The organism is Nocardia sp. NPDC059177 (assembly GCF_042755165.1).
GTDB lineage: Bacteria > Actinomycetota > Actinomycetes > Mycobacteriales > Mycobacteriaceae > Nocardia.
Window position 1 is genome coordinate 1 of the sequence record NZ_JBHZBX010000020.1, and the last position, 21,058, is coordinate 21,058.

General features: G+C 66.7%; 18 protein-coding genes and 1 tRNA gene. 10 read left to right on the forward strand and 9 right to left on the reverse strand.

The genetic code is table 11. The features are described from left to right. Window positions 1-292: 292 nt before the first annotated feature. On the reverse strand, window positions 293-3,103 hold the full coding sequence (locus ACFXK0_RS22770; protein WP_379412678.1) for a CHAT domain-containing protein: 2,811 nt from the start codon (window positions 3,101-3,103) through the stop codon (window positions 293-295). After that, the gene (locus tag ACFXK0_RS22775) at window positions 3,100-4,476 is read right to left on the reverse strand and encodes a hypothetical protein (RefSeq protein ID WP_379412680.1); all 1,377 of its coding nucleotides are present in this window, start codon (window positions 4,474-4,476) and stop codon (window positions 3,100-3,102) included. The genes ACFXK0_RS22770 and ACFXK0_RS22775 overlap by 4 nt, the downstream gene beginning before the upstream one ends. A 109-nt stretch (window positions 4,477-4,585) precedes the next feature. On the opposite strand from ACFXK0_RS22775, the gene ACFXK0_RS22780 reads away from it, so the two are divergent. The 3 genes from ACFXK0_RS22780 (at window position 4,586) to ACFXK0_RS22790 (ending at window position 6,937) form a co-directional block, all read left to right on the forward strand. Continuing rightward, window positions 4,586-5,017, forward strand: a complete 432-nt coding sequence (locus tag ACFXK0_RS22780) for a hypothetical protein (protein WP_379412681.1) — start codon at window positions 4,586-4,588, stop codon at window positions 5,015-5,017. Further along, window positions 4,996-5,949 (forward strand): hypothetical protein, encoded by a 954-nt coding sequence (locus tag ACFXK0_RS22785; RefSeq protein WP_379412682.1) that lies wholly within the window; start codon window positions 4,996-4,998, stop codon window positions 5,947-5,949. The genes ACFXK0_RS22780 and ACFXK0_RS22785 overlap by 22 nt, the downstream gene beginning before the upstream one ends. A 160-nt stretch (window positions 5,950-6,109) precedes the next feature. Next, complete coding sequence (locus tag ACFXK0_RS22790; protein ID WP_379412683.1) at window positions 6,110-6,937, forward strand: hypothetical protein; 828 nt, start codon at window positions 6,110-6,112, stop codon at window positions 6,935-6,937. A 90-nt stretch (window positions 6,938-7,027) separates the two neighbouring features. On the opposite strand, the gene ACFXK0_RS22795 is transcribed toward ACFXK0_RS22790, so the two are convergent. After that, window positions 7,028-7,100: transfer RNA gene (locus ACFXK0_RS22795), tRNA-Asn, on the reverse strand. 210 nt (window positions 7,101-7,310) lie between these two features. Here ACFXK0_RS22795 and ACFXK0_RS22800 point away from each other — a divergent pair. Next, on the forward strand, window positions 7,311-7,556 hold the full coding sequence (locus ACFXK0_RS22800) for a hypothetical protein (RefSeq protein ID WP_379412684.1): 246 nt from the start codon (window positions 7,311-7,313) through the stop codon (window positions 7,554-7,556). Window position 7,557: 1 nt separating this feature from the next. Here ACFXK0_RS22800 and dnaG read toward each other — a convergent pair whose 3' ends face one another. The 4 genes from dnaG to ACFXK0_RS22820 form a co-directional block, all read right to left on the reverse strand. Next, window positions 7,558-9,477: a DNA primase gene (gene dnaG / locus ACFXK0_RS22805; protein WP_379412685.1), complete on the reverse strand. Its 1,920-nt coding sequence runs from the start codon at window positions 9,475-9,477 to the stop codon at window positions 7,558-7,560. 23 nt (window positions 9,478-9,500) lie between these two features. Beyond that, window positions 9,501-10,754, reverse strand: a complete 1,254-nt coding sequence (locus ACFXK0_RS22810; protein ID WP_379412687.1) for a deoxyguanosinetriphosphate triphosphohydrolase — start codon at window positions 10,752-10,754, stop codon at window positions 9,501-9,503. A gap of 1 nt (window position 10,755) precedes the next feature. Further along, a complete protein-coding gene (locus tag ACFXK0_RS22815; protein ID WP_379412817.1) occupies window positions 10,756-11,385 on the reverse strand; it encodes a YdcF family protein in 630 nt (209 codons plus the stop codon). Window positions 11,386-11,539: 154 nt separating this feature from the next. Next, the gene (locus ACFXK0_RS22820; protein WP_379412688.1) at window positions 11,540-12,217 is read right to left on the reverse strand and encodes an MBL fold metallo-hydrolase; all 678 of its coding nucleotides are present in this window, start codon (window positions 12,215-12,217) and stop codon (window positions 11,540-11,542) included. Window positions 12,218-12,289: 72 nt separating this feature from the next. Here ACFXK0_RS22820 and ACFXK0_RS22825 point away from each other — a divergent pair, with 72 nt between their 5' ends. After that, a complete protein-coding gene (locus tag ACFXK0_RS22825; RefSeq protein ID WP_379412690.1) occupies window positions 12,290-14,293 on the forward strand; it encodes a TPM domain-containing protein in 2,004 nt (667 codons plus the stop codon). 178 nt (window positions 14,294-14,471) lie between these two features. On the opposite strand, the gene ACFXK0_RS22830 is transcribed toward ACFXK0_RS22825, so the two are convergent. Further along, entirely contained in the window at window positions 14,472-15,743 is a 1,272-nt protein-coding gene (locus ACFXK0_RS22830) for an acyltransferase (RefSeq protein ID WP_379412691.1), read from the reverse strand. A gap of 148 nt (window positions 15,744-15,891) precedes the next feature. Further along, window positions 15,892-17,292, reverse strand: a complete 1,401-nt coding sequence (locus ACFXK0_RS22835; RefSeq protein ID WP_379412693.1) for a glycine--tRNA ligase — start codon at window positions 17,290-17,292, stop codon at window positions 15,892-15,894. A gap of 188 nt (window positions 17,293-17,480) precedes the next feature. Between ACFXK0_RS22835 and ACFXK0_RS22840 the strand changes: the two genes are divergently transcribed. The 5 genes from ACFXK0_RS22840 (at window position 17,481) to ACFXK0_RS22860 (ending at window position 21,027) form a co-directional block, all read left to right on the forward strand. Continuing rightward, a complete protein-coding gene (locus ACFXK0_RS22840) occupies window positions 17,481-17,831 on the forward strand; it encodes an ArsR/SmtB family transcription factor (protein WP_379412694.1) in 351 nt (116 codons plus the stop codon). Continuing rightward, a complete protein-coding gene (locus tag ACFXK0_RS22845; RefSeq protein WP_379412696.1) occupies window positions 17,803-18,282 on the forward strand; it encodes a Fur family transcriptional regulator in 480 nt (159 codons plus the stop codon). Before ACFXK0_RS22840 ends, ACFXK0_RS22845 begins: the two co-directional genes overlap by 29 nt. A 119-nt stretch (window positions 18,283-18,401) precedes the next feature. Continuing rightward, on the forward strand, window positions 18,402-18,695 hold the full coding sequence (locus ACFXK0_RS22850) for a hypothetical protein (RefSeq protein ID WP_379412697.1): 294 nt from the start codon (window positions 18,402-18,404) through the stop codon (window positions 18,693-18,695). Continuing rightward, entirely contained in the window at window positions 18,695-20,539 is a 1,845-nt protein-coding gene (locus tag ACFXK0_RS22855; RefSeq protein WP_379412698.1) for a hypothetical protein, read from the forward strand. The genes ACFXK0_RS22850 and ACFXK0_RS22855 overlap by 1 nt, the downstream gene beginning before the upstream one ends. Continuing rightward, a complete protein-coding gene (locus tag ACFXK0_RS22860) occupies window positions 20,536-21,027 on the forward strand; it encodes a hypothetical protein (protein WP_379412699.1) in 492 nt (163 codons plus the stop codon). The genes ACFXK0_RS22855 and ACFXK0_RS22860 overlap by 4 nt, the downstream gene beginning before the upstream one ends. The last annotated feature ends 31 nt before the right edge of the window (window positions 21,028-21,058 follow it).

The following is a 21,058-nucleotide window of genomic DNA, read 5'->3' on the forward strand; positions in this document are numbered from 1 at the left end:
ACACTCACTTCTGCGCCTTCCTCACACTGGCCGGCGCGCTGACCGGATACAAGAAGCTCGCGAAGGCCCGATCAACCACATGAGACATGGTCTAAGTCCGTTCGATTCCGCCCCGACCTGCCCATTTATCCGAACATCGGGTGAATACCCGAGGTGCGGTGCGGACAGGCTTTCGAGATCGACAATGCGTATCCCGACCGGCTCCTTCCAGGGCTGCGACTCGGGCGACGTGTGGGGCGAGATGCCGCAAGAGGACCGCCAAAGCGGAGTTTCCGCGGACGAATTTATGTACTCATGGGTCTACGTTGGCCGATATGTTTCCGGCGGGCCCCAAATGACTGTAGTCGATCCAGGCCAACGGATTGGCAAGCGTGTCAGTTCGATGTTCTGTGGCCAAGTCACTACGCATGGCTCGGAGCGAGTGGTGCAGTGCGATTCCAGGATCGAGGTGTGATCGAAGCGCGGCGTAGAAGTGCGAAGCAACGCGTTTCGCGATGGCGTCGTCGATGGGTTGGCGTGCTGCGATGACGTGGCGGAAGCCGGTCATATGGAAAGCAGCAGCCAGGTGGAGTGTTTCATCAGGGTGGTTGGGGTCGGCAGCGGCGCTGGAGCAGGCGGAGAGGTAGGCCAGTTCGGCATCGTTCGGGATCGCCATGGCGATGTCGGCCAGGGTAATCGTGGCGTCGGTGGCGAGCAGGGCTGCATCGGTTGGTCCGGTGAGGGTTCCTCGGCCGTGGCCAGCAAAGTGAAACCAGCTGTGTTCGCGGATTTGTCGCAGGACTTCATGCTTTGTGGCTGCACTGCCGGACACGCGTGTTGCTGGTATCGGTGCATTCTCGAGCACGACATCGATCTCTTCGAGAACGTTCGCCAGCGTCTTCGTTGAATCGGCTGGCGCAGCGACTGAGACAGCGAGTAGGCGTTTTTTGATGTGAGGGTGGTGCGGCCTGTTGTGAGCGCGGATCAGGTCCTCCAACGAAGTAAAGTTTCCGGACACGATTCTGTCGATCACCGCGTTGCCGCTGCCGTTGTGGTGTCCCGTAGCGTGGAGCGGGAGGCTGACCAGTGACCCGGTGGGACTCCACCACACCCGCGGCCATGAAGTTGCGGCAGTTGGCGAGGTGGTGTACCCCAGTTCTTGTAGTACAGGCCCGGTGATCGACTGCCACGCCCACGCTAGGATCGCATACTGTTCCTCGATGGCGGCCTGATAGCCCGCCCAGGCGGTGCGGGTTCCCGGTCTGCCTCGTTTGCGATTCTGAAGCAATTGGTGGCGCATCGCGCGAGTCATGTTGAGCGCTTTAGCGAAAGCTTGCATTCTATCGTCAATGACATGCTCGTTGGTCGGCAATGCGAGTCGGGTGATCGCAAATTCTCCGTCGGAGCTGCGAAGTAGAAGTGCGTCACATTTTGCCCGTGCAACGTTTACGATAACTGCCGGGCCGGCCGCAAGTAGAGAATGTAGCGCTTCTGGAGCGGGCGGCTCAAGGCTTCGTTTACTCAGGGTCGCAAGTATTTCGCGCCGTTGTGCGTTTAGCGCTCGAAGTCGTTCGCCGCGCTGGGTAGGAAGTTGTCTGGCGATCGTGTCGCTCGTTTCGTCCCCGTTGACCGTTAGAAGGTTTAGTTCAGCATGCACGGCACCGAGTCGGTCGATGTCCTCGCGTGACGAGTCGCCCCTACCGGCAAAATCATTTCTGGTGTCAGCGATTTGAGCCCACATCCGGTTCCGTCCTTGTTCGAGGACACTGATCGCGACGATCGGAAGATTGAGTTCGAGGGCGATCAACGCTGCTTCCGAGGCGAATCCTGACCATTCGCGCAGCGCGGCGGCACGGTCGGCAAGTCTCATACCGTGCCAGTCGATAGCGCTGAACAACGAGAACGCAACCTGGACCCCTTCAAGTGCGGCGACCAGGTCGATGCAGGCGGCGTAGCGGACCCAGTTCCGTGCCGCCTTGCCGCGGTCAGATGCAGGGCATCCCGCTGCCATTCGGGCCTCATCGTACAGTTTGAGCAGTGCCGGCAACATGGTGGTGAACGAGTCCGCACTGCCGACCACCAGCAGGCGGTTCGCCTGAGCGTTGAGCACATGTGCCCGAAGGTACTGACCAGGTGGCGACGCCTTGATCGCCGACTCGCCAAGTCGAATCGCCAGCACCGCATCGGAGAGCGTGCTGGTTACCGTGTAGCGGGTCACGACCATGCTGGAATAAGTATTCAGTCGGCGACTGCGCTCGGTTCCAGTCCAGGGAGACTCCTCCACCGCGCGCCGTGCCAGCGACACTGCAAGATCGATGTCTTTACGATCTTTATTGATGAGGTATCGCGTTTGCAGTGCGTTGGCGAGGTTTGCGAGCCGGGTGGGTCGATTGTACTCGCGAGGAAAAGTCTTTGCCACGGACGAGTTGTAGTACTCAATGGCCCTATCGAGAAGAAGTGGATCGTCGGTTCGATTGTACAGTCCGGAATAAGCACTACCCAGGTTGGCGAGTACAGAGGAAGCAATTCTGAGCTCATGCGCCATAGGTGAGTCTACGGCGTGTTCCTTTGCCTCGCCGAGAACGTGGATCGCCATATGCAGGTCCGCGAGTTCACCGAAGAGTTCCTCGCGTCGAATGAGGGATGTTCCCAGCTCATTTCGAATCCGGATCTGGGAATGGGACAGCCTACTGGCGTCGAGAACAAGCAGGTCCCGCAGCTCGCGGATTGCGGCGTCGAGGTCGGCATGGTCGCCGCGTTGCTCGAATCGCATGCGCAGGAGACTGGCGTAGCTGGCAGCCGCATGCTCGGCCGTCATTTCTGGATCATTGGTGGGGTCGTGCCGGAGGAGCGCTATCGCGGCCGTCACATGATCGATCGCTGTATCGAGGTCGGCGCGGGCACCTGAGCGAGCTGCTCGGTCCTTCCACAGCTGCGCATGGGCGTGAGAGAAGGCGCCATGCCGTGGGTCACCATGGTCTTGCATAAACGTCTCTGCGAAGTCGATCGCATGATCCAGTACGGAAGGATTTCCTGTGCGCCAGTATGATGCCGCGAAGTCGAGGAGCGCGGCAGTCGCACTCTTGACATCGTTCGACGGCGCGAAGCCGCCTGGATCTGTCATTGGATATCCTTCAGACGTGCTCGCACTTGCGCAAGGTTGGCGCGCGCCAGCGCTTGGGCGCCGCCCCGGACGTGGTCTTGCGCCGCAGTTAGGTACTCGACTGCTCGCCCCAGGTCGCTGGGGTCAGCGGAGAATTCGAACCGAGCACCGTACGCGGTTCCGAGATCATGGACCATCGATCCCCAGTACCGTTCGGTTCGCGGGTAGCCATCGAGCGCGTGCACGAGGTGCCTGATGCGCAGATCGAGATCGGTGGGGTTGCGCAGCAATTCAAATCGATCATCGATCAATTCCGACAGCAGGGCGTGCAATGGTGGCAAAGAGGGCACCGTGTGCTCATCGCCCGCAGCGAGCATCAATGATCGTTCACGGCCGATGCCTTCGATTGGCACCATGGACGGTGTCCGAGTTTGGTAGCCATCAATGAGCGCAGTCGCCTCGTCGATGACCGCATCCAGCTCAGGTACAGCCCCGACAACCTTCACCATATCCCCGAACACGGTCAATAGGTGGCGAACCAGCGACTCCCACTCCAGACTCTGGGGTACGGCCTCGCTGATCGCACTCCGATAGGACTGCGCGGCATCCGAGAATCGTTGCGGGTCCCGTTCGGCATACGCACGTACGTGAAGTGCAGCGCCAAGGTGTTCGAGTACGCGCCTTCGTTCGGCGCCGGTAGTCAGATCGAGCGCCAGATTGTAAAATCTCGCAGACTCGGTCAGATGATCGGCGTCATGTGTGAGCTCGGCGAGCTCGACGAGCAAGGTTCCAAGGGCATCGAGATCGCGTGCCGATGGTCCGGGGTCACTCGCACTGGAAGCCGTTGGCACACAAGCATCCTGCAAAATCTTGATCGCCGACTCTAGTACCATCAGGTCGCCGGTCACCGCGTATAGTGCACGCCGCAAAAAGCTCCACGCGGACAAGCAGTCCCGAACAGCCGTACGGTCTTTCACGTTTTGGGCAACACACCTGAATGCGTCTTCCGCAATCGATTGGGTTTCGAGGCCGATGCCACGACTGCCACCCATTGCGAACACGGATATCGCATTGCGAACCACTCGAGGTACGGAATCGGACTGAGGCAGAGGGGTTCCCGGTCTGCGCAACCGAGAAATCGCCGCGGACAGGTTGAGATCCACCGAGGTTGCGTATCCGCCCGGAATCACAGCAGGGTAGACGGTGAGGCACTGCAGCCAACTGACCGCCAGCAATCCCGCAGCGTTCTCCGCGCCTTGAGACTGCAGGCTTTCCACTGTGAGGGTCAGGACTTCGATCGAGGTATTGCGTTCACCCGAGTCACTTGGAGCAAGTGCCGAACCACGCGGTTGACCGTCCCATGACCGAAGCTGTTCGATCAGATTCTGAAACACGCCACGCCCCCTTTCCACTACTAGCTCCAATGTACGCCGATGGACGTCAGATCCGGTGCAGGAGCGCTAGTCTGGAACAGACACGATGATGATCGGGGGAAGAGATTCGTTGAACGACATCGACCTCAAGCGCATCTTCCGGCATGTGGTCACCGAAGGTATGGATCCCACGCCTGCCATGCCTGTTGTGGTGATCGACTCGGTTGCGCAGGACTCGCTCAGCGAGCGAGTGGTGGCTGCGGCAGGTCAACTGCAGGCGGTGTTCGATGGGCAGCCACAGATCGTTGCGGTACTGGTCCAGATAGACGGCATCGAAATCGGTGTGGCAACCCGCTCAGACTATCCCCCCGGCGACCTGTCGGGTGAAGGTGACGGGGGCGGGGCTACTTTCCGCACCGGGGAAGGTGACCGAGCCTCGCTACCTGGGTGGTCATCGCGTTACCACGTGTCGGCTCACACCTGTCCGCAGTGCACGCAAACGGTCTACACGACGGCCGCCTCCCCACCGAAATGTCCTCTGTGTCGATTGCAGACGGCATGAACCTGTCCGCAATTCTGAGCCCGGCTTCGGGAGCGCTCAGTGGCCGCTTCGTCCTGATCTCGTATCTGCCGACGGTCAGTTCCGCGGTGTTCCTACTTGTCTTGGTTTGGGCCGGTGCGCCGGGCGAACAACTTGACTTCGGTCAAGCGTGGCAGACAGCTACGGCGCTGAGTATCGGGGAATTGGTCCTGCTGTGGATTGCCGTCACGCTTGTCGCGGTCGTCGGATACCCCTTCCAGCTTTCGCTCGTCAGAGTTCTCGAAGGGCATTGGCCACCGCTCCTCAAACCGCTGACAGCACTGTCAGTCAAGCTCCAGGATCGCAAGCGAGACCGATTGATACGCAGCATGATCCATCACGGCACGTACCCGACTCCCTCAGAGGCGAACCGCATTGGAGTGGCTGAATCGAAGTCGCGGATGCTGTTTCTGCCTGTGGAATTCCGGTCTCTGCCCACCGCCTTGGGTAACGTTCTGGCCGCCATGGCGTATCACGCCGGCTCGGCCTATGGCATGGATGTGGTGGTGGTGTGGCCTCGCGTTTACCCCTTACTGGCGGCGGATACGAAAGCCATTGTGGACGACCGTCGCGATGCCATGGACAGTGGCTGTCGTCTTGCAGCGACCGCGATGGTCAGCGCGACTGCCTCGACGTGGCTGCTTTGGTCGGCCGGCGGTTGGTGGCTGTTGATCGTGCCCGCGCTGCTCGGTGTTTCCTATACCGCCTACCGAGGTGCTGTCACAGCTGCGGTCTCGTACTCAATCGCGGTCTCGGCGGCGATCGACACACACCGATTCAACCTTTACGACAAGCTTTGCCTGCCGCTGCCCACAAGCCTGGCCTCCGAGAGGGAGGTTAACGAACGACTGAGTCAACACTGGCGCCAGGGTGGTCCCTATCCCGACCTCACCTACCGTCGTAGCGAACCCTGAACCGTGTTAGCACTGCCGTCGCAGATCGGTCTGTCACCGGATTGTGCAGCGCGTGGTCGTGGCCGCTGCGCTTGCCGCGCCGACTTGCCGGGCGGTGTGTGAGGCGGACAGATCGGTCGGATACGAATCGCTCGAACCCTCGACACTCGAGTACGACGAAGTGCAGCGCGATGTCTACACCTCGACCATGGCGGCCGAAAAGGACGCGCTGCGCGCCACCGACCGGTCCCTGCGCGACGATGCCTACCAGCACAGCAGGCCGACGCTGCAAGAAGGAAGCACAGCCGCACTCACCGCGGCCGCGACCGCGGGCGGAACCGCATTCGTGCTGGCCGTGGTCGCCAAGCGCCGGGAAGGCAAACGGCTCACCGAGTTCAGCGGGAGCGACTGGATCGACATCGCGGGCGCGACCGGCTCGGGTGTCGGCAAGGGCGGCATCCGGGGACTGAGCATCTACGCCCTCACCAATTTCACCGCGACCTCCGCAGCCGTCGCCAGCTCGATCGTCACCACCTCCTTCAGCATCGCCGAGCAAGCGAACAAGTTCCGCCGCAACGAGATCGGCGAACTCGAGTTCATCGAGAACTCCGAACTCATCGCCTTGGAGGCCGCGATACGCGCGCTGTCCGCTGTCATCGGTCAGGCGACCATCCCCGTCCCGGTCATCGGCGCTGTCATCGGCACCACGGTCGGCACTGTGATGCACAAGGCCGTCGCATCCTCGTTGACCCAGCGAGAGGCGGCGCTGATCGAGCGCTACCTCGACGAACAGCGCGCACTCGACGAGCAACTCGCTGCGGAGTACCAGGCGATCCTGGACAAGCTGGACCAGTCCATGTCGAACTACCTCGGGCTGCTCGACCGAGCCTTCTCCCCTGACGTGCAGGTCGCGCTCATCGGATCGGTCGAGCTGGCGACGGAACTCGGCGTAGCGTCGGACGAGATCCTGGATTCCGAGGAGAAGATCGACGCCTTCTTCCTCGACTAGCAAACGGACCGGAATCCTTGCCGTATTCTTGGCCGCGGCTCGAAACCAAAAAGGTCAGGCACGGTGATCGTGCCTGACCTGGTGGTTGCGCTCCCCCATCTGGACTCGAACCAGAAACCTGCCGATTAACAGTCGGCTGCTCTGCCAATTGAGCTATAGGGGATTGTCCCGGGTGGTCTACTCGGGTGGTCTGCCTTGGCGGGCTGACCGAGATGAAACTTTAGCGTATGCGGTCGCGGGTTCCCAAATCGGGGCTCTACCTGCGGACATGCGGTGGATAACGATGTGTCTACATTGGGTGGCCGGATCGACAGGGGTGGGGCGGCTGGGGCAGGATGGAGCGCGCACACGACGTGGGAGGAGCTCCAAGAAGATGCTGCGGTTGATCATCGGCGTAGCGGCCGGGTATGTGCTGGGCACCAAGGCCGGGCGGGCGCGCTACGAGCAGATCAGTGCGGCGACGCGGGCTGTCACGGGGTCGCCGGTGACGAAGAAGCTGGTGTCGGTGGGACGGCAGCGACTGTCGGACAAGTTGAGCACGCAACCGAAGCTGGAACCGATGGAACCGATCGACGAGCGCACCACCGTGCTGATCCCGCACAACCAGCTGCGTCGCTGACTCAGACGCCCGCGTAGCCTTCGCTGCCCATCGCCTGGGCGGCGAGGCTCTTGCGGTACTGCTCGAGCGCCACCAGGTCGCCGAACAGGGCCATGTAGGTGTCGGGTTCCTCGCTGGCCGAGAGGCGTTGCAGCTTCGATTTCAGCTCGGCGATCTGCCGGCCGACCCAGGCTTCCTGGGTGCGGGCGAGGATGCCGGAGATGAAGCGCGGGATGTCGTTCTGGGAGCGTACCGGCAGCTGTTCGCCGGCCAGTTCGGAGACCAGGGCGCGGATCATCAGGTCGTCGGTGTGATCGGCGACGGCGGCCACCCATTCGGCGCCGCTGAGTCCGGCCGCGGTGCCGCCCGCCTTGGCGATCATGATCCGGACCGCGATGTAGGCGGGGTGGGTGAAGGCGGCGGTGTCGATGGCGTCGAAGGACGCACCCGCGATGCCGGGGTATTGCAGTGCGGCACTGAGGGATTGACGCTGAGCGAACAGCACCGGGTCGTTCGGGGCGGGCCGGACCGAGGAACTCTCCTCGACGCGAGGGGCGGGAATCGCTGCGGCACCGGATTTTCCGGTAGCAGGCGTGGCACCCATCCGGTTCTTCTTGGCTTCCTCACCGACGCGGCGCACGACGAGCTGGATGTCGTCCCAGCCGACCCAGCCGGCCAGTTTGGTCGCATAGCCCTTCCGGGTGGCGTTGTCCTTGATCTGGGCCACCACGGGCACCGTGCGGCGCAGCGCCTCGACCCTGCCCTCGACATCGTCGAGGTTGTGTTCGGCGAGCAGGCCGCGAATCACGAACTCGTAGAGGGGGGTTCGGCGCGCGACCAGGTCGCGGACGGCGGCGTCGCCGGAGTGCTGACGCAGTTCGCACGGGTCCTGACCGTCGGGGGCGACGGCGATGTAGGTCTGGCCGGCGAGTCGCTGATCACCGCTGAAGGCCTTCAGGGCGGCGGCCTGGCCCGCGGCGTCACCGTCGAAGGTGTAGATGATCTCGCCGCGCCAGAAGTTGTCGTCCATCAGCAGCCTGCGCAGTACCTGCAGGTGTTCCTCGCCGAAGGCGGTGCCGCACGAGGCGACGGCGGTCTTCACCCCGGCCAGGTGCATGGCCATCACGTCGGTGTAGCCCTCGACGACGACGGCTTGATGTCCCTTGGAGATCTCGCGCTTGGCGTGGTCGAGCCCGAACAGCACCTGGGACTTCTTGTACAGCAACGTTTCCGGCGTGTTCACGTATTTGCCGGGCATGGTGTCGTCGTCGAAGAGTTTGCGCGCGCCGAAGCCGATCACCTCGCCGCCGAGATTGCGGATCGGCCAGAGCAGCCGGCGATGGAACCGGTCGATCGGTCCGCGCTTGCCCTGCTTGGACAGCCCGGCCGCTTCCAGTTCCTTGAACTCGAAACCTTTGCGCAGCAGGTGTTTGGTGAGCACGTCCCAGCCGCCGGGCGCGTACCCGCAGCCGAACTGCTGGGCCGCGGCGCCGTCGAAATTGCGGTCGGTCAGGTACTTGCGGGCGGTCTCGGCCTCGGGTTCGCGCAGCTGCGCCACATAGAACTCGTGCGCGGCGGCATTGGCGGCGACCAGCCGGGAGCGGGTGCCGCGGTCGCGCTGGACCGAGGTGCCGCCGCCCTCGTAGTTGATCTGGTAGCCGATCCGGTCGGCCATCTGCTCGACGGCCTCGACGAAACCGATGTGCTCGATCTGCTGCAGGAACTTGTAGACGTCCCCGCCCTCGCCGCAACCGAAGCAGTGGAACAGGCCGTGGTTGGGGCGCACGTGGAACGACGGGGACTTCTCGTCGTGGAACGGGCACAGGCCCTTGATCGAGTCGGCGCCGGCGCGTTTGAGCGCGACGTACTCACCGACTACGTCTTCGATCCGGACACGTTCACGGATCGCCGCGATATCGCGATCTGGGATTCGTCCGGCCACGAGAGAAGTCTAGTGGGTCGAGCTCAGCGGCAGTCCAGCGAGGCGGCCACGCGCTCGAAGCGGCTCTCGGTGTAGGAGGCGATCTGGTCGATCACCACGCGCACCCGGGCGGTGTCGTCGGTGGCGGCGTTCCACCAGGGCAGCATCTGGTCGTCCAGGTGCGCGGGCGCGGTGGTGAGCAGCCGGTCGGCGACGGCCTGCACGCGGTCGCGCTGGGTCTGCTGACGGGCCAGGTGACCGCGGTCGGAGCGCACATAGCGCAGGGCGACGGTCTTGAGCACGGCCACCTCGGCCGCGACGATCGGCGGCACGATCAGGTCGGCCTGGTAGCGGATCAGCGGGCCGGGACCGTAGCGCTGCTCGGTGGCGGCGATGGCGGCGGTGGCGAAGCGGCCGACGAGCTCGCTGGTGAGCCGTTTGAGCGCCACCGAGGCGGCGAAGGTGCCGTCGTAGTTCACCGCGTCGGCGACGACGTCGAGTTCGGAGAGCCGTTGCGCGGCGGCGGCGAGGGCGTCGATGGACTGGTCGGGGTGCTGGCCGTGGCCCTGTTCGGCCAGGGCGGCCTGTTCGGCGGGGTCGGCCAGGGCGCGCAGGTCGATCCGGCCGACGATCACGCCGTCCTCGACATCGTGCACGGAGTAGGCGACGTCGTCGGACCAGTCCATGATCTGGCATTCCAGGCTCTGGGTGCGCTCGGGCGCGTCCTTGCGGATCCAGGCCAGGCGTTCGAGATCGTCGTCGTAGGCGCCGAACTTGGTGCCGGAACCGCTTCTGCCCCACGGGTATTTGATGGTCGCGTCCAAGGCCGCGCGGGTCGGGTTGAGACCGGCGCTCTCCCCGGCCGGGTCCAGGACCTTGGGTTCCAGGCGGGTCAGGATGCGCAAGTTCTGCGCGTTGCCTTCGAAACCACCGTATTCGTCGGCGAATTCGTCGAGGGCGCGTTCGCCGTTGTGGCCGTAGGGCGGGTGGCCGATGTCGTGGGCGAGGCCGGCCAGGTCGACGAGGTCGGGGTCGGCGCCCAGACCGTCGGCGATGCTGCGGCCGATCTGGGCGACCTCGAGGGAATGAGTGAGGCGGGTGCGCGGGGTGTCGCCTTCGCGCGGGCCCATGACCTGGGTCTTGTCGGCGAGGCGGCGCAACGCGGCCGAGTGCAGCACGCGCGCCCGGTCCCGCGCGAACTCGCTGCGGTGACCGTTGCCTGGTGCGTCGGGCCAGGCGATCTTGCCGGGCTCGGGGACCAGGCGTTCCCGGTCGTGCGCGGTGTAGCCGTCGGTCATCTCACTGTCCCGCCTCGTAGGGGAAGTCTGCGGAGAAATGGGTGAGCTGATACCAGAGCAGCGCCCCGGTCTCGCGGGCGATGCCATGGAACTGCGACTCCCTGGTGTAGACGGCCGGGCCGGTGCGGGTGGGTGCGGCCCACGCGCTCAATCCGGCGTCTCTGGCCATCGTTCTGGTCCGGAGTGAATGCCATGGATCGCTGACGAGTACGGCCGATGACAAGCCGCGTTCGCGCATGGCGGCGGCGACCGCCTCGACACTGCGCAGGGTGTCGGACCCGGTTTCCACGGCGAGGATCCGGTCGCTGGGCACGCCGTTGTCCTCGAGGTAGCTCTTGCCTGAGGCGGCCTCGGTGTAGAGGTCGCCCTCCTGTTTGCCGCCGACGGTGATCACCAGCGGTGCGACGCCTGCCTCGTAGAGGCGTCCGGCCTGGTAGAGCCGGGCTTCGAACACCGACGACGGCGTGCCGGAGTATTGCGCGGCGCCGAGCACCACGATCGCGTCAGCCGGGGTGTGGTTATCGATCCGGGCGACTTGCCACACGCGAAACGCCGTCCCGCCGACCAGCACCAACCCGATCAGCACGGCCCCCGCGATCAACCGGCCGATCCACAGCGACACCGTCGGCATCAGCCCGCGCGGACGCCTGGCATCCGGGGCGGGCACGGCCGTTCGCGAGAAACCCGATTTCACCTTCGTCAGTCTGCCAGGTCGCCCCGACGGGCCGTGCCGTCAATGCATCACCAGCGGGTTCCGGTCCGGTGAACTCGGCGCGAGCGAGCGCTCACCAGCCGCGTGCGCGCCATTCGGGCAGGTGGGGGCGGTCGGCGCCGAGGGTGGTGTCGTCGCCGTGGCCGGGGTAGACGACGGTGTCGTCGGGGTAGCGGTCGAAGAGTTTGGTGGTGACGTCGGTGAGGAGGGTGTCGAAGTCGGTGGGGTTGTGGGTTTTGCCGATTCCGCCCGGGAACAAAGAGTCGCCGGTGAAGAGGTGGGCGCGATGCGCGCCGTCGACGAGGGCCAGGGCGATCGAGCCGGGGGTGTGGCCGCGCAGGTGGATCACGTCGAGGGTGAGGTCGCCGAGCTGGACGGTGTCGCCGTCGGCGAGCAGGCGGTCGGGGGGTACCGGGAGGGCGGCCGCGTCGAGGGGGTGGGCGGCGGTGGGGGTGCCGAGGGCCGCGGTGACCTCGGCGAGGGCAAGCCAGTGGTCGGGGTGCAGGTGGGTGGTGACGATCAGTTCGAGCCGGCCGGGGGTTTCCTGGCCGGTGAGTTCGAGGATGCGGGTGGCGTCGTTGGCGGCGTCGATCAGGAGCGCGGCGCCGGTGGACGCGCACTGCACGAGGTAGGTGTTGTTGTCCATCGGGCCGACGGACATCTTCACGATGCGAGCGCCGGGTACCTCGCGCTGCTGAGCGGCCTCGCCCGCGGTGACGTGTCCGGTGTAGGGGCGATCGACTGTGACCATGCGCCGATCGTAGAAGCCACGCTGCGCGCTGTCGTGCCCGCGTGCTCGGCGTGCGCCCGTTAGATTCGACACATGCGGCAGTCCACGAGGAGTTCGGCCCCAGGATCGGTTCCGGTGCGCACGGCGGCCGGTCTGCTGTGCGCGGTGCTCGCCGCGATGAGCCTGCTGTGCGCGCCGGGTGCGCGCGCCGAAGCGCCCGCGCGGATGGGGCCGCAGGTGGTCGACAGTGCCGAGGTGCTCAGCGGCGCGGACGAGGCCAGGGTGCTCGCGGCGGCCGACCGGCTGTACCTGGACCACCAGGTGAAACTCTGGGTGATCTACGTGCGGGACTTCGCGGGGATGGCACCGCGCGACTGGGCCGCCCGGACCGCCGAGCTCTCCGGGTTCAGCGATCACGACCTGCTGTTCGCGGTGGCGGTCGAGGATCGCGGGTACTGGCTGAACGGGACACTGCCCGACGAGATCACCGACAGCGAGCTGGACTCGCTGCTGGCCGGCACGGTGGAACCCGCGCTGCGCGACGGGAAATGGGCGCAGGCCGCGGTCGACACTGCCAACGGTCTCGGCTCCGCGATGAGCGGTGCGAAGGTGCCGTGGCAGACCTTGCTGATCATCGCCCTGGTGGTCGTAGCGGTGGCCGGTGGCCTGATCCTGTTCGCCCGCAAGCGCCGCCGGGATCGCGATCAGGCCGAACTCGTCACCGCGCGCGAGCTCGATCCGGCCGATTCGGCGGCCGTCGCGCGGCTGTCGCTACCCACCCTGCACGCGCTGTCGCGGGAGCGACTGGTCGAGATCGATGACGCGGTGCGGACCAGCACCGAGGAATTGGCGCTGGCCACCGGTGAATTCGGGGAGACGGCGGTGACGCTGTTCCGCACGGCGCTCGATGCCGCGCGCGCGGCCACCGCCAAGGCGTTCACCATCCGGCAGCAGCTCGACGACGCCGTGCCCGAGACCCCGGATCAGCAGCGCGGCATGCTCGTCGAGCTGATCGCCACCGCGGGTATCGCCGATCGCGAACTCGACGCCCAGGTGGCCGATTTCGACGCCATGCGCGATCTGCTCATCGACGCGCCCGCCCGGCTCGACGGGCTGACCCGCGACATCGTCGACCTGACCGCGCGCACACCGGCCTCGGACGCCGAACTGGCCCGGCTGAATTCGGCCTATCCGGCCTCGGTGCTGGCGCCGGTCCACGACAACGTGCGGATGGCGGCCGAGCGGATCGGTTTCGCCGAACAGAACATCGACACCGCCCGCACCGCGCTGACCAGGCCGGTCGGCGAGCAAGGCGGCGCGGTCGCGGCGATCCGCGCGGCCGAGGGCGCAATCGGGCAGGCTCGCACGCTGCTCGACGCCGTCGACCAGGCGGCGGCGAATATCCAGCAGGCCCGGGACGGGCTGCCCGCGGCGCTCGACGAACTCCGCGACGATCTCGCCGCGGCGGCGGGCCTCACCGAATTCGGCGGTCCCGAACTGGCCGCCGCGACCGAGGCGGCCACCACCGCCCTCGGCACGGCGAGCGCGGACAGCGACCCGCTCGGCGCCTTCCACAGTGCGGTGACCGCCGACGCGGAACTGGACCGGGCCATCGCCGCGGCTTCGGATCGCAAACTCGCGGTGCAGGATCTGCGGCGCAGGCTGGATCGGGCGCTCACCGACGCGGCGGCACGCATCGAGGCGGCCTCGTCGTTCATCACCACGCGGCGCGGCGGGGTGGATGCCGAGGCGCGCACCCGGTTGTCGGAGGCGCAACGTCATCTCGACGAGGCGCGCGGGTTGGCGGCGAGCGCGCCCGATCGGGCACTGGCCGGTGCGCAGACGGCGGCCGAGCTCGGTGGGCGGGCCTTGCGGCTGGCACAGGCCAGTGTGCGGGCCTGGGAGACACGTCAGCCGATGTCGGGTGGGGCGCAGACGGGGGCGGTGCTGGGCGGGATCCTGCTCGACGGGCTGCTGCGCGGGGCGATGAGTGGCGGCGGGTCGCGTGGTCGCGGATACGGCGGCGGTGGCTACCGGCCGGGTTCGTACGGCGGGTCGTCGGGGTCGCGGCGGGTGAGCCGGGGCGGCCGGTTCTGACCAGGTCGGCTTGACCTTCACACCGTGTGAGGTCGTAGACCGGAGGCGTCATGTTCAGTATCGGAGATTTCGCCAGGCACGGGCAGGTGTCGGTGCGCATGCTGCGCCACTCGACGTGGTCGGGTTGTTGCGGCCCGCGCGGGTCGATCCGCCCGATCAGGATGTTGTCGTCCCGGGCTCAGGCGGTGGCGGCCTCGTCGCCGGCCTGGTCCGGGATCAGCTCCGTGGTGATCGCGGTGAGTAGTTCGGCGGCGCGGATGCCGCCGCCGAGGCGGGCGAGGGTGAGTTTGCCGCGGTAGGTGTAGATCAGGAAGGTGGCCGCGGCCGAGGCGCCGGTGGAGGGGCGGGGGTGGGCGGAGAGGTAGACGATCTCGTAGTCGTCGATGAGCAGACCGGCCGGGGCGCGGAAGGCCGGGACCGTTCCGGTGTTGGTGAGCGCGAGGTGGCCTGCGGTCGAGTGGATGCGGCCGGGGCCGAAGAAGTCGGGGAAGTGCAGGACCGACTGTTCGATCAGGCCGGTGGCCAGGTCGTTGTGCAGGTGCGTGCCGATGCGGCGGGCCAGGGCGACCGGATCGGAGGTGTCAGCGACGCCGGTGGTGAAGGCGGCGAGGCCGGAGATGTTGGTGCCTGCCGCGGGCGGCAGCGGCGGGTCGAGCCGCCTGCGCAGGTCGACCGGGTAGAGACAGCCGACCTGGTCGACGTCGTAGACGGTGGCGAAGGCGCGCAGCACGGCCGCGGTGACCAGCCCGTTCACACTCACCTCGTGCGCGCGGGCCAGGTCGAGCACCCGCGCGGTCTCCTCGGCGTCGAGCTGGATGCGGGCGGGCCGGGCAAGCGCGGCCGACGACGGTGGCGACGGCTCGACCACGCCGACCGCGTCGGCGACGACCAGCGCACGGGTGACCGGCTCCAGGCCGGAACGCGGCCCGCGCACGGTGCCCCGTTGCGCCAGCAGCGATTCCACCGACACCGGATACTCCCGCGGCAGGGCTGCGATCGCGCCGGTCTCGACATGGTCGGTGTAGTACCCCCACAGCCGCGCGAACAACTCGACGCAGTGTCCGGCATCGGCGACGCTGTGGTGCACGAACAGGGTGATCCTGGCCCGATCCTCTTCGGCGAGCACCACATCCAGGTAGCCCAGCTGCGCGGCGGGGTCCATCGACTCGACCGGGATCCGCACCTCGTCGGGATCACCGAAACCCACCCACGCGCCGACGGGCTCGATGTGCTCGGGGCGCAGCAGGATTCCGTTCTCGTCCGCGTCCTCGACGATCCGGCACACCAGGATCGGGAAGGCCCGCTGCAAGGCGGCGAAGGCCGCGCCGAGCGCCGCGGCGTCGAGTTCGCCACGCACCGTCACCGACCGTCCGGTGAACGTCGCGTGCCGGACGAACCGCTGTTCCGACGGGTCGAGCACCCGCACCACGTCTTCCGTTTCCCACAGCACAACGGAAAGAGTGCGGCACGAGCACGACCAACGCAAACCGTCAGCTACGCACTTGTGATCGCCTCCACCCCACCCACTCTGGTGGCGCGCGTTCGTCCGAGTACGCGAGAAGCCCGCACCGGCGTGGGTGTGGGCTTCTCGTGGGGACTTATGCGCCGAGGAGGCGGGTTGCCAGGTAGGACTCGACCTGATCCAGGGCGATGCGTTCCTGGGCCATCGAGTCGCGCTCGCGGATCGTCACGGCCTGGTCGTCGAGGGTGTCGAAGTCGACCGTGATGCAGAACGGGGTGCCGATCTCGTCCTGGCGACGGTAGCGGCGTCCGATGGCGCCCGCGTCGTCGAAGTCGACGTTCCAGTGCTTGCGCAGCTGCGCGGCGAGGTCCTTGGCCTTGGGGGTGAGGTCGGCGTTGCGCGAGAGCGGCAGCACCGCGGCCTTGACCGGCGACAGGCGCGGGTCCAGCCGCAGGCTGATCCGCTCCTCGGTGGTGCCCTTGGCGGTGGGTACCTGGTCGACGGTGTAGGCGTCGACCAGGAACGCCATCAGCGAACGGGTCAGACCGGCCGCGGGCTCGATGACGTAGGGGGTGTAGCGCTCACCGGAGGCCTGGTCGAAGTAGCCCAGGTCGGTGCCCGAGTGCTTCGAGTGGGTTTTGAGGTCGTAGTCGGTGCGGTTGGCGATGCCCTCGAGCTCGCCCCACTCGCTGCCCTGGAAGCGGAAGCGGTACTCGATGTCGGTGGTACCGGCCGAGTAGTGCGACAGCTTTTCCTTGGGGTGGTCGAACAGGCGCAGGTTTTCGGGATCGATGCCGAGGTCGGTGTACCAGGCCAGGCGGGTGTCGATCCAGTACTTGTGCCACTCGGCGTCTTCACCGGGCTTGACGAAGAACTCCATCTCCATCTGCTCGAACTCGCGGGTCCGGAAGATGAAGTTGCCGGGGGTGATCTCGTTGCGGAAGCTCTTGCCGATCTGGGCGATGCCGAACGGCGGCTTCTTGCGCGCGGTGGTCTCGACGTTCTTGTAGTTGACGAAGATGCCCTGCGCGGTCTCGGGGCGCAGGTAGTGCAGGCCCTCTTCGTCGTCGACCGGGCCGAGGAAGGTCTTGAGCAGGCCGGAGAAGTTCTTCGGCTCGGTCCACTTGCCGGGCTGGCCGGTCTCGGGGTCGTTGATGTCGGCCAGGCCGTTGGCCGGCGGGTGGCCGTGCTTCTCCTCGTAGGCTTCCAGGAGGTGGTCGGCGCGGTAGCGCTTGTGCGTGTGCAGCGACTCGACCAGCGGATCGGAGAAGGTCTCGACGTGGCCGGAGGCCTCCCAGACCTGGCGCGGCAGGATCACCGAGGAGTCCAGGCCGACGACATCGTCGCGGCTGGTCACCATGGTGCGCCACCACTGCCGCTTGATGTTCTCCTTCAGTTCGACGCCCAGCGGACCGTAGTCCCAGGCCGACTTGGTGCCTCCGTAGATCTCACCGCACGGGTAGACCAGACCCCGGCGCTTGGCGAGGTTGGCAACGGTGTCCACCTTCGACTTGGGTGCCACGCGAGATTTCTCCATCCCTTGGGAATCGGACAGTATCGAGGACAAGCGTATCGGCACCGGCCAACCGGTTTTGCACCGCACGGGCCAACGGCCGCCGCCGGCACCGGTTCCGCCACATCGATCGGCCCCGCTCCGCGCGCCTCATTCGACATGCGCACTTTTGCATGTCAAAATGGCATCGGTTTCCAATAAGGAGTTGGTTGATGACCACCGATGCCACGGCCGCACATCCGCACAACCCGTATCACTCCCCCGCGCCCGCGCCGGTGCCCGCGCGCACCGTCCTCGAGGACGCGGGTGAACTGCTGCGGGCGCTGGCCGCACCGGTGCGCATCGCCATCGTGTTGCAGCTGCGCGAGTCACCGCGCTGCGTGCACGAGCTGGTCGACGCGCTCGGGGTCACCCAGCCGCTGGTCAGCCAGCATCTGCGCATCCTCAAGTCGGCGGGCGTCGTGCACGGCGAACGCTCGGGCCGCGAGGTGCTCTACGAACTCGTCGACGATCATCTGGCGCATATCGTCGTCGATGCCGTCGCCCACGCCGAGGAAGGGTAAACCGTTGGCGGACAATATTTCCGGTAAGCAGGTCGGGGTGCGCAGCACTCGTCAGCGCAGTGCCATCTCGGCACTGCTCGGCGATATCGACGAATTCCGTTCCGCCCAGGAACTGCACGACGAACTACGCAGGCGCGGCGAGGGCATCGGCCTGACCACCGTCTACCGCACCCTGCAATCGCTCGCCGACGCAGGCATGGTCGACGTCCTGCGCACCGACTCGGGCGAGTCGGTCTACCGCCAGTGCTCGAGCGGGCACCACCATCACCTGGTGTGCCGCCGGTGCGGGCGCACCGTCGAGGTCGAGGGCCCGACCGTCGAGGCCTGGGCCGAGTCGATCGCCGGCGAGCACGGCTTCATCGAAGTGAGCCACACCCTCGAGATCTTCGGCACCTGCCGCGACTGCGTCCGCGAGCGGGCCGCCAGCACGGAAGAAGCCGCCTCAGTGTGACACATGTCACATGATGGAACCCTCGCTTCGCGCGCCCCGTCCAACCTTCACGAGCAGACCGATCCGCACGGAAGGTACCGACGGCCACCGGCCGGTCCGGCGCCGAAGGAGGGGAATTCGTGAGCGGCATCCTGGGCGTGGAGCCCGATCAGCTGAAGACGATGGCCACCGCGTGGCGCGGCGAGAGCGACGAGGTCGAGCGCCTGGCCTGGTCGGCCCTGAGCGAGGCCACCGGCGAGGGCAGCGAGGTCCTGGCCACCGTGCGCGCACTCGCCGATCCGGCCGGCCAGGCCATGACCTCGATCGCGGACCGCTATACGGACCTGGCGGATCTGGTGGACAGGTTCTCCGCCGATATCCAGGCCGGGGATGCCGCGATCGCGGCCGAGATCGACAAGCTGACGGCCCGCTGATGCGCCCGACGATCCCCCAGCTCGACGGCTGGAATCTCGACGCCCTCCAGCGCGCCGCGACGGCGACCCGCGCCAACGCCGACATGCTGGCCACCTCGGTGGACGACTGCTCACGGGCGGTGTCCGCGGCGGACGGCTGGCACGGACGCACCAGGGACGCGGCGACGCGGCGGATCGACGAGGAGCTCGACCACGGATACGAGGTGCGCGCGGTGCTGTTGCGCATCGCCGACGACACCGACGACGCGTGGCTGGGGCTGCGGCACGCGAAAACCTATGTGCTCGACCAGCGTCGGATGGCGGTCGAGCAGGGGTTTCAAGTGGCACCGGACGGGCGGGTGAGTCATCCGGATCCGGCGAAGGAGGGTGCGGCCGGTGTCTTCCAGCTGAACCTGCTCGGCGGGCTGGACGAGATCGAGCGGCTGGACGGGCAGTTCGGCGCCCGGCTACGGGACTCGCTCGCCGATCTGGGCGCGCTGCGCGACGGACAGCCCGACATCACCCTCGCCGACGGCACCCTGGCGGACCCGGACGCGGTCGTGGTGCGGCTCGCGGCGATGACGCCGGACGAGCGGGCGGCATTGCTGGCCGGGTTGAGTGCCGAGGCGCAACGTCAACTGGTGCTCGCCGCGCCCGAGCAGCTCGGCAATCTGAACGGGGTGCCGTTCCTGTTGCGGATCGAGGCCAACGAGATCAATGTCCGCAACGCGCTCACCACCGAGAAACAGAAACCGGCCAGGGACGACGCCCGGATCCGGCAGCTGGAGGCGATGCTGGCCCCGATCCCGAATCCCGAGGGCGTGGGCACCCTCGAGACCGCGCCCGCGGCGACCGGCGCCGGCGCGACACCGCGCCTGGACATGGTCGATCGGCGGTTCGTCATGTTCAGCACCGAGGGCAACGGGCGGATGATCGAGATACTCGGCACCATGAAGACCGGCGCACCGGGGGTCGGGGTGTATGTGCCGGGCACCAGCACGAATCTCAACGGATCCGGCGCCAATCATGTGGCGGCGTGGAATCTCGCCGATCAGACCGGCGGTCCGGTGCTGCTGTACATGGAGGGCGATTTCCCGCAGAGCCTGACCAGCCTGTCCGACGGTGCGCCCAGTCCACGGTTCGCCGCCGAGATGGCGCCGCGGCTGGTCGATTTCGGGCGCGAGATCGACCGTGAGGTGAGCGCGCACGCGCCCGGGACCCCGGTGTCGTATGTGGGGCATTCCTACGGCGGGTCCATCGTCGGCTCGGCCGAACAGCTCGGGCTGCGCGCCGATCGGGTGCTGCACGCGTCCTCGGCGGGCACCGGCGTGTTCGACGGCGGCTGGAACAACCCGAATCCGGAGGTGCGGCGGTATTCGATGACGGCGCCGGGCGATCTGATCGGCGTGGTCCAGTCCTATCCGGACGAGGGTCTGTCGATTCCCGGCGTGGGTCAGCTGCCGGGCAATCCGCACGCCTCCGATGTGCTCGGCGGCGATCCCGACGAGGTACCCGGCGTCACCCGGCTCGATACCGGTTTCTACGGCAAGGACTTCGACGGGCACGATCGCGGCGAGGTGGTCTTCGGGACCGACGGTCACGGAAAGTACTGGGACGACCCGTCGTCGACGGCGTTCCAGAACATCGTCGGGGTCATCCGGGGCAGCGAGGTCACCGGGTATGTCGAGCGCGGCATCGAGACCGACTGGATCGATATCGGGCTGGGCGACAACGGCGACGGGGTCAAGGAAGGTTTCGACGCGGGCAAGGCCGCGACCGCGGGGCAGCTCTTCGATGTCGACCCGTACGCGGACCCGCGGATCACCGACAATCCCGGGCTCGGACCGAAGCTCGACGTCGCATGAGACGCGCGGCGCTGATCCTGGCGACGGGCCTGGCAACGGCGGCCTGCGGCGCGTTCGTCCCGGCGGGGCCGACGAATCAGGACATCGCGGCGAGCACGGGTCTGACTGTGGCCCAGGCGATTCCGCGCGTGGCGGCGAATTTCGAGCTCATCTGGCCCGAGCCGGTGACGGTCGCGGACGGTGCGGTGCGGCTGGGCAGCGGCTGCCGGACCGATCCGGACACTTTGCGGAGCGCGGGCCCGCCGTGGGCGCCGTCCTATGAACAGGAGAAGGTCGATCCCCCGGCGGAATTCATCGATCGCGCGCTGGCGAAGCTGGACGCGATGACGGCGCACGGGTTCGTTCTCGCGGCGAACCCGATACCCGGCGACGACCCGGTCAACCGGGTGTATCGCGACGCCGACGGCTTCTCGGTCGCCGCGATCCGCTACGGTGCCGCGCCCAGCCGCTTCGCACTGCGGGCAGCGTCGCCCTGCGCGGCCGAATGACGATGCGCCGCACGAGGACTGCTCGTGCGGC